Genomic DNA, 12869 nt, shown 5'->3' on the forward strand with positions numbered 1-12869 from the left:
CCGGTTACGCGTCGGTTCCCCGCCCAGCGCGCAGTACCAGCTCTGATACTGCGTTGTGCACGCGGAAAAAGACACTGCGAATGATCGCCACGGTGATGTTGGTGCCCTCTTTGATGGTAATGCCGATCAGTTTGCCCAGGCGAATGATCAGGCGCGTGACCCAGTGCGACAGCTTCTTGCCAAATTCGTAAGCCTTTTGCAGGAAGATCGCGAGCTGATCCAGCAGCGTAAAGGTTGAGCTGCCGGTGACCACCAGTGCGATTCCGGCGAGTTCCACCACTTTCTTCAGAACCCACATTACCGCTTCGGCAGCCACCCAGGCGGTGTTCAGGGTCAGGGATAGTGGGCCGTCGGATTCAAGCCAGCTTTGGATGCTGCGCTGGATCGGCGCTGGTGGGCGTTTCTTGCGCACCAGGTCCCAGTTGTGCTTTTCCTCGTTGCCTGACAAAGACGCTATGTAGTTCTTCATCAGGTGGTATTCAGCAGGATTGAGGGCCAGGCCGGACTTTAACAGGAGGTCACCGGGGCCGTTGTCGGAAACGTGGATGAATGGCCATGTGGGTACCATGGGCACGGGATCGGTGCGGTGGTATACGCGAAATATGTTGTTCTGGCCCAGGCGCCGGTCTGCACCATCCGCGAAAAAGTTCAGGCCGACCCGCGGGCTGCCAAACGTATACAGTTTTACCGTGCGGCCGCTTTTTGCCTTCAGGTAATCCGCAACGAGCGTGGCCAGGGCGCCGCCCAGGCTGTGGCCTACGCAATGGATGGTGTGGACTTTGGCCGGAAGGTTGCCGATGAATTTTTCCAGGTCGGGAAGTAGCGACTGGAAGCTGTAGAAAAACCCCTGGTGAACCTGGCCGCCGGTGTGGAATTGCTTCAGGCCTGCGTTGAGGTCGGTGAGGGCGTCGTAGCCGTTGGCGGTGCCCCTGACTGCAATCAGCGCCTCGCCCGTGCGATGTTTCGTTCCCAGTGCGGCCAGGCCCAGAGGCTGCTCTTTTTTCAGGACTATGAAGGCGCCGGTTTTTCCGTTCAGCTGGTTGCCCGGCTCGAAATCAAACTGGTCTGAATAAAGATCAAAAAACAGCTGCCTGTTTTTTTCGTTTTTAATCAGGTAAATGTCATTGGCAATATTTGCACTTAATTCCGGTGTGAGCAGCGCCATTTTGATTCCCTTCTTTTTTATGGTCAGTCTTCATTGGCCCAGGTACAGGGTGTGCTGAGGATGGATCCGAATGCCCGCTGGGTTTTTGCCTCGTTGCTTAGTTCGCACACAAGCTTGAGTGGTTTGCCATTCATTTCGCTGTTAAGTGCGGCTTCCCTTTTGGCGTAATTCCAGATCACATATTCCTTGTCGTCAAATTCGACCGTTATATATTGTGAGGAGACAAACTCCATCGGCAGGAACTTGGTGAAAGAAGTTTCGAACTGTGCCGGTAACGTTACTTCCCCGTTTTCGTCCGCATTGAATTCATCAACTATTTCTTTTCTCCAGTCGACGGTTCGAGTGACTTTGGCACCGTTTGCAGGCTTTCCGTCGAGCTGTATTGCAATGTGCATTTCGGAAAAGGTGCATGAGCGCATAGGGTTGGAACCTGACATGGCGACTCCTGGTTTAGAGCAAGAAACAGTGGTCATTATTGCAATAAAAATCCATTTAATTTTTTGCAATATTCTTCTCCGGGAAAACAAGTCTGGCCATTGTAATTGGAACGACTGATCTGTCGAGTCAATATCAGGAAATTTAAATTAACTGGTACGATGGTTCTTTTTATTGTGAGATTTATTGCCAATTAATTACGGGGGCTCGAGCCCTGACTGCCGTTTTTGTCTGGAAGCGTAATGCCCTTTTGGGATGGGCCGTGGTGAGTGTCGGCAGGTATGGCGGGGTGGAAGGGGAAGCTAGTGCCCGGCTAAGGTAGCCGGGCACTGAATGCTGAGTTGTTGGTACCGAAAACCCTAGAAATGGATCCTTACGCCGGCTTCGATACTGCGCCCGGCCTCCGGGGCGTAGTCGCGCAGCAGGGATGTGGCGTTGCGGATCTCCTCGTCCAGCAGGTTGCGCGCGTTGGCAAACAGCACGGCGTCGTTGCCGGCCAGCTTGAAGTTGTACTGCGCGGTGAGATCCATGCGGGTGTAGGCGGCGGTCGCTTCCTCAAGTTCGCCGGGGCGATCCTGGGCGGTGGCGCGGGTGTTACGCCACTGCCAGTTCCAGTTGTCATAATCGCCGCCGAGGCCGAAGCCGTAGCGCAGCGGCGGCAGGCGAGGCACGTCCCGGCTTTCGCCGGCAATGCGGTCGTCGAAGCTGGCGCGCACGCTATCGCCAAACAGGGTCAGGCTAAGGGACTGTGACAGCGGAAACTGCACCGATGCCTCGGCACCGTAAAAGGTGGCGTCGCGGTTGGTGTAGCCGTAGATATCGAACTCGCTTTCTTCATCCACCAGCCCGGTGTTGGCGGCGTAGATGTAATCACCAATGCGGTTGTAGAACACACTGGCTTCCACCTTGGCGGCATGCCAGCCATCGGCGTCCTTGTTGTGGTGGTGGTAACCCAGTTCCAGGTTGATGGAGTTTTCCTTGTCGAGGGACTCACTGCCGATGATGTAGCGGGACTCCGCCAGGTGCGCGCCGTCGGCAAACAGCTCTTCGGCCACCGGTGCGCGCTCGGCACTGGTGAGGCCCATGCTCAGGTGCTGGTGTTCGGCGAGGAAGTACTGCAGCGCGGTGCTGATGCCGACGAGGTCGAAGTCTTTGTCGTTACCGTATTCCGGTTCCACGTTGACGTTTTCCAGTCGCGCGCCCAGATCCAGGTGCCACTTGCCCCACTCGCGCTCCTTCATGGTGAAGGCGCCGATGGCACGGGTAATGGATGGGCGGATAAAGGCCTCGTCGCCAATCGCCGCGAAGTCCTTGCGGGACAACTGCAGGCCGTAGGCGCCGCGCCACTCGCCGCCGTCGTCATGGGTCAGCTCGATACGGCTTTCCCAGGCCTTGTTGGTGAACCGGGTGCCCTCGTCATAATGACCATCGTGGGGCTCCAGCTCCACATGCGCATAGTCGGTATGGCCGAGGCGGAAGCTGAGCTTGTCCCAGTAGTCATCGCCGAAGTCGTGTTCGCCCTTTAGGTCGTAGCGGGTCTGGGCCAGGTCGATACGCACACCGGCTTCCTCTGCGTGTTCCTCGTGGCCGTGCTCTTCCTCCAGCGCGTGCGCCTCACCCTCTTCTTCTTCGTGGTGGGCGTGGGTGCCGAGGGGGATGCCGTAGTTGTTTTCCAGACGGTTGACTGACAGGCCGATAAAGCCGCTGTCGGTCACCCAGGACAGGCCGGCACTGCCGCTCTTGGCGCGGGCATTGGTATTGCCCACGAAGCCATCGGTATTGAACTCTTCCTCATGGGCCTCTTCGCCCGCGTGCGCTTCGTGTTCGTGTTCTTTGTGCTCGAGGATTGCCAGGCCCGGGATCTGGGTGTTGCCATTTTCGCGGTACACGCCGTCCAGGTACCAGGCCAGGTTGCCGGCCCCGCCCTGCAGGCGGAACACACCGGCGTCCTGTGCGTTGGCGGTGTCGTGGCGCATTTCCACCGCGCCCTCAACGGCTTGCGGCACCTTGCTGGGGATGCGGCCGTCGATCACGTTCACCACCCCGCCAATGGCGCCGCTGCCGTAGCGCAGTGCCGCTGGGCCGCGCAGGATCTCAATGCTGTTGGCGAGCAGGGGTTCGATGCTGGCGGCGTGGTCAGAGCTGGTGTTGGACGCGTCTGCCACATCCAGGTTGTCGCTCAGGATTTTCACCCGGTTGGCGCTCTGGCCGCGAATGACCGGTAGGCCGACACCGCCACCAAACGAAGCGTTGGCAACCCCCAGCTGGCTGTTGAGGGTCTGGCCGAGAGTGGCGGCCGCGGACTTGCGCAGGTCGTCGCCATTCAGCACGGATACCGGCGCCGCGACCGCATCGGCGGGTTTAGCCAGGGGGGAAACGGTCACGTTGACCTCTTCCAGGGTCGCTTTCTTGTCGGCGGACTGCGCGGATACGGAAGCGGACAGCGCACAGGCAACAGCCAGCGCCAGAGTGTTTACTCGGTACATAATTTTTATTCCTGTCACGGATCGGCGGCGACCACCCAAAGGCCGGCGCCAAAAACTCAATTCGGGTTTTTATCGATCAGCTGAGTGACAGGGGTGCGGGCGGGCCGCGGGCGTTCTGGCGCTCCGGCTGGCTGTCGCGCGCCACCGGGGCCTGTTGCTGGATATAGAGGGGGGCCAGGTCTTCGCGGATATAGACGAAGGGGCCGCTGACAGCCGCGGGCATGTGGTTGAAACAGAGTTCGCACAGCTCGTGGGACTTGTCCTGCAGGTGAATATGCTCCGCCAGTACCGGCTGTGCGCAGATGAACGCAAGCAGCAGCACCAGGCTGGCCCAGAAACGGGATTTATGGGAGGAGCGCATATTCATGGGGGCGTATGTTATTTGATCGTACAGGCAAATCAAGTTTCATGTGAGACTATCGGCCAAAATCCATCCGGTTTGGGCGTATAATTCGCGCCTTCTACCTCATTGGGTGGCAAAGCTGCTGCCCAGTTGCAATCAAGGATGTAAAAGCCCATGCGCACCGCCAGCGTCAACCGCGACACCCTGGAAACCAAGATCAAGGTCAGCCTCAACCTCGATGGCAAAGGCACCGGCAAATTCGATACCGGCGTACCCTTCCTCGAGCACATGATGGACCAGATCGCCCGCCACGGCATGATCGACCTGGACATCACCTGCGATGGCGACACTCATATCGACGACCACCACACCGTGGAAGATATCGGCATTACGCTCGGCAAGGCCATCAACCAGGCGGTGGGCGACAAAAAGGGCATGACCCGTTACGGCCACAGCTACGTGCCGCTGGACGAAGCCCTGTCCCGGGTCGTGATCGACTTCTCCGGCCGTCCCGGGCTGGTGATGAACGTGCCGTTTACCCAGAAGCGCATCGGCCAGTTCGACACCGAACTGTTCTACGAATTCTTCCAGGGCTTCGTCAACCACGCCCTGGTCACCGTGCACATTGACTGCCTGCGCGGCCACAACGCCCACCACCAGATCGAAACCGTATTCAAGGCCTTCGGCCGCGCCCTGCGCATGGCGCTCACGCCGGATCCGCGTATGGAAGGCGCCATGCCCTCCACCAAAGGTGTGCTCTGAGGAAATTGCAGAATGCAGAAGATCGTCGTCCTCGACTACGGTATGGGCAACCTGCACTCGGTTGCCAGTGCCCTGCAGAAAGTTGCCCCCGATGACAAAGTCGTTCTCGCCACCACGCCGGAAGAGGCCGAAGGCGCTGACCGCCTGATCGTCCCCGGCGTCGGCGCCATCCGCGACTGTATGGAAGGCTTCATCCGCCCCGGCTTCGTGCCACTGCTGAACCAGTGCATCGAGTCCGGCATGCCGGTACTGGGTATCTGTGTGGGCATGCAGATCATGATGGCCCACAGCGAAGAGAATAACGGCGTCGATTGCCTGGGTATCTTCCCGCAGCCGGTGAAGTTCTTCGGTACCGACCTGCATGAAGAGGGCGCAGCTGGCGCCCGCGGCTCACGGTTAAAGGTTCCCCATATGGGCTGGAACCGCGTGCAGCAGAGAATCGTCCACCCGCTGTGGGCGGACATCGAAGACGGCAGCCGATTCTATTTCGTGCACAGCTACTATGTGCCGGCGGAGAACAATGATGCTGTGGCCGGGGAAACCACGTACGGCGTGAGGCTTGCAGCGGCGGTTACGCGGGAAAATATTTTCGCGACCCAGTTCCATCCGGAAAAAAGTGCGGATGCCGGTTTGCAGTTGCTGAAGAATTTCGTCAGCTGGAATGGCAGCGCCTGATTTTGCGTGAGAGTCTGCTTAATTGAAGCGCTGACGAAGTAACAATCTATTCGCGAAGGCGGAGTGCCGGGGATAGGGTTTCGGAAGCGTCGGCAACAGGGATGCTGCCGACGCAACGTACAGGGATGTATTCACAGTGGTTCCGAAACCCTATCCCCGGTGCTGCGCCGCCACCGGACCAGCAGAGAACGATGCGGGCCCGGATCAATCTACAGGAAGTGAATTAAATGATCGTAATCCCAGCCATTGATCTGAAAGACGGCCAGTGCGTACGCCTGCGCCAGGGTGAAATGGAAGACGCTACCGTCTTCTCTGATGACCCGGTTGCCACCGCCGAGCACTGGCTCAACCAGGGCGCCAAGCGGCTGCATCTCGTGGATCTCAATGGCGCCTTCGCCGGCAACCCGGTGAACGCCGAAGCCGTCAACGCCATCGCCCGGCAGTTCCCCAAATTCCCCGTGCAGATCGGCGGCGGCATTCGCGACCTCAAAACCATCGAGTGGTATCTCGATGCCGGTGTTACCTGGACCATCATCGGCACCGCCGCAGTCAAAAATCCAAAACTGGTTAAAGAAGCCTGCCGGGAATTCGAAGGTCACATCATCGTCGGCCTCGATGCCAAAGACGGACTGGTCGCCACCGAAGGCTGGGCCGAAGTGTCCGACGTACAGGCCACCGAACTCGCCAAGCAGTTCCAGGACTGCGGCGTCAGCTCGATCGTCTATACCGACATCGCCCGCGACGGCATGATGCAGGGCGTCAACATCGAAGCCACCCTGGAAATGGCCCGCGCAGTCCAGATCCCCATCATCGCCTCCGGCGGCGTCAGCAGCATCGACGACATTCGCCAGCTGCTCGAAGCCAAAGAGATCTACGGGGCCATCACCGGCCGCGCCATCTACGAAGACAAGCTCGACCTGCGCGAAGCGCAGAAACTGTGTGACGAGTGGGATAAATAGCAGGAAAAGTTTATGGGCCTCGCCAAACGCATCATCCCCTGTCTCGACGTCGATGCCGGACGAGTCGTCAAAGGCGTAAACTTTGTCGATATCCGCGATGCCGGAGATCCGGTGGAAGTCGCCCGCCGCTACAACGAAGCGGGTGCGGACGAAGTCACCTTCCTCGATATCACCGCCACCCATGAAGAGCGCGACACCACCCTGCACACCGTGGAAAAAATGGCCTCCCAGGTCTTTATTCCGCTGACCGTAGGTGGCGGTGTGCGCACCCTGCAGGATATTCGCAATCTGCTGAATGCCGGCGCCGACAAAACCGCGATCAACTCCGCCGCAGTGCACAATCCCGAATTCGTGCGCGAAGCGGCCGACCGCTTCGGCAGCCAGTGCATCGTGGTGGCCATCGATGCCAAGCAGGTTGGCGACGGCAAGTGGGAGATATTTACCCACGGTGGCCGCAAGCCGACCGGAATCGACGCGGTTGAGTGGGCAAAGAAAATGGATCGGTACGGCGCCGGGGAAATCCTGCTGACCAGCATGGATCGCGACGGAACCAAGAACGGCTTTGACCTCGCCCTCACTCGCGCGGTCAGCGATGCGGTGTCAGTGCCCGTGATTGCTTCCGGTGGCGTGGGCAACCTGCAACATCTCGCCGACGGCGTGCTGCAGGGTGGCGCCGACGCCGTACTGGCAGCAAGTATTTTTCACTTCGGGGAATATACCGTGGGCGAAGCCAAGGCATTCATGCAGAATGCCGGCATTGAAATGCGAATCTGACCAGGCTGGCTTCTGCGACGCTGATCTTCAGAACTTGTGCGCGTTGCGCCAGCGGCGCGCACGCAGACTGCCAAAGGGCCGGACATTCCCGGTGTATTCTCTGGCCGGATTCAGGAATTTTTCTACCGCATTTTCCGCTTCTGCGCGACAGGAATAGGGGCCGAATACCTTGCCCCCCCTGATATTGAAATACCAGTTGTCACCGAGTTTATAGAAGCGCTCTGCGCGGGGTGGGATTGGCTGCTCCTCTTCGCCACGGCGATACTGCTGCATGACTACCTCGCTACATCTTCAACTGCAAAACTTCAAAAAACCGGCACGCTCACTTTAATACTAGCCAAAGTTTGCGTGCCGGTTTTGCGCCTGACTTCCCGCTGGAAGTCCAGGGGGTTAACGGTTCTCTGCGCGAATCTGCGCTGCGTGCTCGGCAGGTGCCGCGCTGTCTGCGGTACTCGGTGCCGGTGCCTGGTAACGCTGCACGTAGAGGTTGAGCCCCTTGAGCACGTTCAGCGCCTCGAATACCTGGTTGTCCTGGCTGTACCAGTCCTCGCGCTTGGATTTCGCCCGCTTGCGGTCTTCCGAGCCACTTTCCGCACCGCCGTTGCCGTTGCCCAGGTGTCCGGCCAGATCCGCTTCAGTGGTGCGCGAGCGACCGTCCATGCGGGTAACCGTGGCGCGTTCAACGGTGATATCCGGCTTGATACCCTGGGCCTGTATCGAGCGGCCCTTGGGGGTGAAATACAGCGCAGTGGTCAGCTTGATCGCGCGGTCTTCATTGATCGGGATTACGGTCTGCACCGAGCCCTTACCAAAACTGTCGGTGCCCATTACCACCGCGCGGCGGTGATCCTGCAGGGCGCCCGCCACGATCTCGGCCGCTGACGCGGAGCCGTCATTGATCAGTACCACCAACGGCGCGCCCTTGGTGACATCACCGGGGCTGGCGGAATAGCGCAGGTTCGAGGATTCATTGCGGCCCTCGGTGTACACAACCAGGCCCTCTTCGAGGAAGGCGTCCACCACTTCCACCGAAGACTGCAGTACGCCACCGGGATTGTTGCGCAGGTCGATCACCAGGCCTTTGAGCTCGCCCTGCTTTTGCAGTTTTTTCATTGCCCGCATCAGGTCGCCGCCGGTGTCCAGCTGGAACTGGCTGATGCGCAGGTAGCCATAGCCGTCTTCGAGCATCTCGCCGCGCACACTGTACACCCGCACCTTGTCGCGCTTGAGGGTAACGTCGAATGGTTCCTTGTGGCCTTTGCGGCCGATGGTGAGCGTCACTTCGCTGCCCACCGGTCCGCGCATTTTCTCCACCGCTTCATCGAGGCTCACGCCGCGCAGCGACTTGCCTGCCAGGCGCAGGATGACATCGCCGGCGCGCAGGTCGGCGCGCGCAGCGGGCGTGTCGTCCATGGGCGTAACGATCGTGATGTAATCGTCTTCGATACCGACCTCGATACCCAGGCCGGCAAACTCACCGGTGGTGTTGGCCTGCAGGTCGTCGAAGGAGCGGCTGTCGAGGTAGGCGGAGTGGGGATCCAGTCCCTGCAGCATGCCCTTGATGGCATATTCCAACAGGGTGCTGTCGTCCACTTCCTCAACGTATCCCTGCCGTATCTGCTCGAAGACTTTGGCAAAGCTGCGCAGGTCCTCCAGTGGCAGGCGGGACTGGGCCTCAAGGGAAGGGGTCTCGGCACCGTCGCCCTGGCTGAGTCCGATCAGCGGCAATGCGGTAAGGGCTGCCGCGCCAATGAAGCGGGCCAGCGATTTCGGGGTGAACATAATCTGCGCGTCCTTGGCATTTATCGTTTCTTTCCAAGAAGAATTGTAGACCCGGAATTAGAACTGGGCCGGCAAACTGGCGGTAATTGCAAGGGAGTGGCGGGCGGGAGCAGACAGGGCAGGATTAACCTGGCCCGGCGTCAGAGCGCCGGGCGCGGAAGCGTGAAAATCAGCGATACAGATTGAACAGCTGCTTGTTTTCGGTGAGGTAAAGCCAGCCTTTGGCAATGCGGTAGATGCTCCAGACATACCAGGCAATCGCCAGTGGGAATGCCAGGAATGTGCCAAGCCCAAAGGTCAGCGCAAAAATAGCCAGGCCGATGACAAGCAGGATTGCGAGGAACAGCAACCCCTTCCAGAAGCTTTGGATCTGCCAGCGCAGGTGCTGTTCGTAATAGGTGCCCCGGGCGTCATCCAGCTTGATATAGGCCAGAATCAGGGCGATGAATATGGTGATGCCGATAAAGTAAGACAGGGCCTGCAGCGCGTAGTTGAGGTGGCAGATCTGCCGCAGGCTGCTGTCTCTTTCGATGTACTGTCCCTGTTGTGTACCGGTCTGTTCCATGACTCTTCCTTCTGTATCAGTGCGCATTGCTATCCGGGGAAATCTTGCGGGTTTGTCAGCATTTCGCCAAACGATACCGAAGCGCGAAATGCGCGACAAATTTTTATCGCACTTTGTCAGCGCTGCTTCTATATCAGCCGCGACACCAGGCGGTTGGATCCTGCGGCTTGCCGTGGCGGCGAATTTCGAAATACAGCCCGCTGTGGGAAAGTCCACCGGTATTGCCGACCTTGGCGATGGTATCGCCGCGCTCCACCCACTCGCCGATGGCGCGGGTCAGTGACTGGTTGTGTCCGTAGAGGCTCATGTAACCGTCGCCGTGGTCGAGGATGATCAGCATGCCCTGGCCGCGCAGGTAATCGGAAAACACCACCCGGCCGCGGTGAATGGCCTGAACCGGATTGCCCTCATTGGCGCGGATAGTGACTCCGGTCCAGGTAATACCATTGGCGCGGCGCTGGCCGAAGGCATTGGCGCGGCGACCCTGGGTCGGCCACTGCATGCGCCCGCGCTGCTTGGCGAACGGGGTCTGGTCGCTGGGGTTGATCAGGTTGGCGATCGCGCGGCCAACCTCGTCCACCAGGCGCTGCAGGCGGCTGCGGTCGCCGTGCAGTTTATCCAGTTCGCCGCTCTTGCTGGCCAGTTGTGTCGCCAGTTTGTCGAGGGTGCGCTGGCGCGCCTGCTGGGCGCTGGTCAGGGCGCGGCGCTTGTCTTCCAGCTGGTCGCGCTCGCGGGCCAGGGTATCCTGCTCGCGCTGGATGCCACTGCTGACGGTTTCTAGTTCGGAGAGGGTACTGACGTAGTCGTCGATGACGCGGCTGCGTTGCTTGAGAAAGTAGTCGTGGTAGCGGAGTTGGCGGGCGATGTGCTGGGGATCTTGCTGGTTGAGGAGCAGCTTGATCTGCTCCTGGCGACCGAGTCGGTAAGCGGCGGCGACTTCCTGCTCGACCCGCCGCTGCATACTTCGCCGGGATTCCTCCAGCTGTTTTTCTTCCTGCTTCAGTTCCTGCAGCTTCTGGCCGCGGCTCTGCATGTCGGATTTGATCTTGTCGATCCGCTGCAGCAGTTCGGAAATATCTTTCTCGTTGGCTTCCAGATCCTTGAGCAGCTGGTCGCGCTCACTTTTGACCTGGTTCAGCTCCTGCTGCAGGGTTTCGATGCGCTGCTTGATTTCCGCCAGCCGCGCCTGCTGTTCTTCATCGGCCGCCTGTGCAAAACAGGCGGGCGCGAACAGCAGGGCGGATAGCAGTGCAGCGATGGCATACGCAGAAAATTTCATGGCGAAAAGCTTACCTGAATTTGGCCCAGTCCAACTTAGTCCAACTTTACCAGAGGCTCGCCACTCATTTCTGCTGGTTGTGTCATACCCATCAGAGTCAGCATGGTCGGCGCCACGTCCGCAAGGCTGCCGCCGTCGCGCATGGTCACGTTGCGCTCACCCACATACACGAAGGGTACCGGCAGGGTGGAATGCTGGGTGCTCACCTGGCCGGAGCCGGCGTCGTACATTTCTTCCACATTGCCGTGGTCGGCGGTGATCAGCACCTCGCCGCCGGCGGCCAGTGCAGCCTTGATCACGCGATCCACACAGCCGTCCAGTGCCTCCACGGCTTTTACCGCGGCTTCGAATACGCCGGTGTGGCCGACCATGTCGCCGTTGGCGTAGTTGCAGATGATGGCGTCGAACTTGCCGCTCTCGATGGCTTCCACCAGCTTGTCGGTCACTTCCGGTGCGCTCATTTCCGGCTGCAGGTCGTAGGTGGCCACATCTGGCGATTTGATCAGCACGCGCTCTTCACCGCTGTAGGGCTCTTCGCGGCCGCCGCTGAAGAAGAAGGTCACATGGGCGTATTTTTCGGTTTCGGCGATGCGCAGCTGGGTCTTGCCCTGGTTCTGCAGGTATTCGCCAAAGGTATTGACCAGCGCTTCCGGCGGGAAGGCGCAGCTGGCGTTGATGTCGCCGGCGTATTCTGTGGTCATCACAAAGTCGGCCAGCTTGGGCTGCGCCGCGCGCTCAAAGCCGTCGAAGGCCGGGTCGGTAAAGGCGCGGGTCAGCTGGCGCGCGCGATCCGGGCGGAAGTTCATAAAGATCAGCGCGTCGCCATCGGCCAGCGGTGCCGGGGCGCCGATCAGGGTCGGGGCGACGAACTCGTCGTTTTCATCGCGCGCATAGGCCGCCGCGAGTGCCGCCAGGGCGTCGTCGGCCCGGTGCTTGGCGGTGCCCTGGGTAATCAGGTCGTAGACCGGCTGTACCCGGTCCCAGCGCTGGTCGCGATCCATGGCAAAGTAGCGGCCGCTGAGGCTGGCGATACGGGCATTGCCGACGGAATCGCATACCTGCATCAGGCGCGCGATGGAGGGCTCGGCACTGCGCGGCGGGGTGTCGCGGCCATCGGTAAACGCGTGGACGTAAATCGCCCTGGCTCCGCGCTGTGCGGCCAGGGTGACCATGGCGACGATATGGTCTTCGTGACTGTGGACACCGCCTTCCGACAGCAGGCCCATAATATGTACGGCACCGTTGCCGGCCACGGCCTTGTCGACGGCGGCGGTATAGGCCGGGTTGCGGAAGAAGTCGCCGTCCTGGATCGCCTTGTTGATGCGGGTGAAGTTCTGGTACACCACGCGGCCGGCGCCGAGGGTCATATGGCCCACTTCGGAGTTGCCCATCTGGCCTTCCGGCAGGCCCACGGCCATGCCGGACGTGTGGATCAGGGTCTTCGGGCGGGTGGCCCAGATCTCGTCCCATACCGGGGAGTTCGCCGCCGCAATGGCGTTGTGCTCGGCGTGCTCACTGTGGCCGAAGCCGTCGAGAATGAGCAGAACCAGGGGGCGTTTGGGCGATAACTCAGCGGATGCCATGGGATCAGATTTCCTGTGTTGGGTTGATAGAGATCTCGGGCGTCGATGCCGGAAAACTGGT

The 12869-nt window shown here is 60.0% G+C and carries 13 protein-coding genes; 4 read left to right on the top strand and 9 right to left on the bottom strand.

Annotated features, from left to right (window positions below; translation table 11 throughout):
• Positions 1 to 4: 4 nt before the first annotated feature.
• From ACNKU7_RS00745 to ACNKU7_RS00760, 4 genes are all read right to left on the bottom strand, one after another.
• The gene (locus ACNKU7_RS00745) at positions 5 to 1165 is read right to left on the bottom strand and encodes a lipase family protein (RefSeq protein WP_418295035.1); all 1161 of its coding nucleotides are present in this window, start codon (positions 1163 to 1165) and stop codon (positions 5 to 7) included.
• A gap of 23 nt (positions 1166 to 1188) precedes the next feature.
• A complete protein-coding gene (locus ACNKU7_RS00750) occupies positions 1189 to 1671 on the bottom strand; it encodes a DUF6795 domain-containing protein (RefSeq protein ID WP_418295036.1) in 483 nt (160 codons plus the stop codon).
• 288 nt (positions 1672 to 1959) lie between these two features.
• Positions 1960 to 4086, bottom strand: a complete 2127-nt coding sequence (locus tag ACNKU7_RS00755) for a TonB-dependent receptor (protein WP_418295037.1) — start codon at positions 4084 to 4086, stop codon at positions 1960 to 1962.
• A gap of 76 nt (positions 4087 to 4162) precedes the next feature.
• A complete protein-coding gene (locus ACNKU7_RS00760) occupies positions 4163 to 4453 on the bottom strand; it encodes a hypothetical protein (RefSeq protein ID WP_418295038.1) in 291 nt (96 codons plus the stop codon).
• Positions 4454 to 4603: 150 nt separating this feature from the next.
• Here ACNKU7_RS00760 and hisB point away from each other — a divergent pair, with 150 nt between their 5' ends.
• The 4 genes from hisB (at position 4604) to hisF (ending at position 7599) form a co-directional block, all read left to right on the top strand.
• On the top strand, positions 4604 to 5191 hold the full coding sequence (gene hisB / locus ACNKU7_RS00765; protein WP_418295039.1) for an imidazoleglycerol-phosphate dehydratase HisB: 588 nt from the start codon (positions 4604 to 4606) through the stop codon (positions 5189 to 5191).
• Between the two features lie 12 nt (positions 5192 to 5203).
• Positions 5204 to 5866: an imidazole glycerol phosphate synthase subunit HisH gene (gene hisH / locus ACNKU7_RS00770; RefSeq protein WP_418295040.1), complete on the top strand. Its 663-nt coding sequence runs from the start codon at positions 5204 to 5206 to the stop codon at positions 5864 to 5866.
• A gap of 227 nt (positions 5867 to 6093) precedes the next feature.
• A complete protein-coding gene (gene hisA / locus ACNKU7_RS00775; protein WP_418295041.1) occupies positions 6094 to 6825 on the top strand; it encodes a 1-(5-phosphoribosyl)-5-[(5-phosphoribosylamino)methylideneamino]imidazole-4-carboxamide isomerase in 732 nt (243 codons plus the stop codon).
• A 12-nt stretch (positions 6826 to 6837) separates the two neighbouring features.
• Positions 6838 to 7599, top strand: coding sequence for an imidazole glycerol phosphate synthase subunit HisF (gene hisF, locus ACNKU7_RS00780; protein WP_418295042.1), 762 nt, complete (start codon positions 6838 to 6840; stop codon positions 7597 to 7599).
• Between the two features lie 27 nt (positions 7600 to 7626).
• Here the strand turns inward: hisF and ACNKU7_RS00785 are convergent, their stop codons facing one another.
• The 5 genes from ACNKU7_RS00785 to gpmI form a co-directional block, all read right to left on the bottom strand.
• Positions 7627 to 7872 carry a DUF6316 family protein gene (locus ACNKU7_RS00785; RefSeq protein WP_418295043.1) on the bottom strand — a complete coding sequence of 82 codons (246 nt, stop codon included), beginning with the start codon at positions 7870 to 7872 and terminating at the stop codon, positions 7627 to 7629.
• A 117-nt stretch (positions 7873 to 7989) separates the two neighbouring features.
• Complete coding sequence (locus ACNKU7_RS00790; protein WP_418295044.1) at positions 7990 to 9381, bottom strand: S41 family peptidase; 1392 nt, start codon at positions 9379 to 9381, stop codon at positions 7990 to 7992.
• Positions 9382 to 9550: 169 nt separating this feature from the next.
• Positions 9551 to 9946: a DUF4870 family protein gene (locus ACNKU7_RS00795; RefSeq protein WP_418295045.1), complete on the bottom strand. Its 396-nt coding sequence runs from the start codon at positions 9944 to 9946 to the stop codon at positions 9551 to 9553.
• A 133-nt stretch (positions 9947 to 10079) separates the two neighbouring features.
• Entirely contained in the window at positions 10080 to 11225 is a 1146-nt protein-coding gene (locus tag ACNKU7_RS00800) for a murein hydrolase activator EnvC family protein (RefSeq protein WP_418295046.1), read from the bottom strand.
• A 35-nt stretch (positions 11226 to 11260) separates the two neighbouring features.
• Complete coding sequence (gene gpmI, locus ACNKU7_RS00805; protein WP_418295047.1) at positions 11261 to 12808, bottom strand: 2,3-bisphosphoglycerate-independent phosphoglycerate mutase; 1548 nt, start codon at positions 12806 to 12808, stop codon at positions 11261 to 11263.
• Positions 12809 to 12869: the final 61 nt, after the last annotated feature.

Source organism: Microbulbifer weihaiensis, from assembly GCF_048323715.1.
Classification (GTDB): Bacteria; Pseudomonadota; Gammaproteobacteria; order Pseudomonadales; family Cellvibrionaceae; genus Microbulbifer.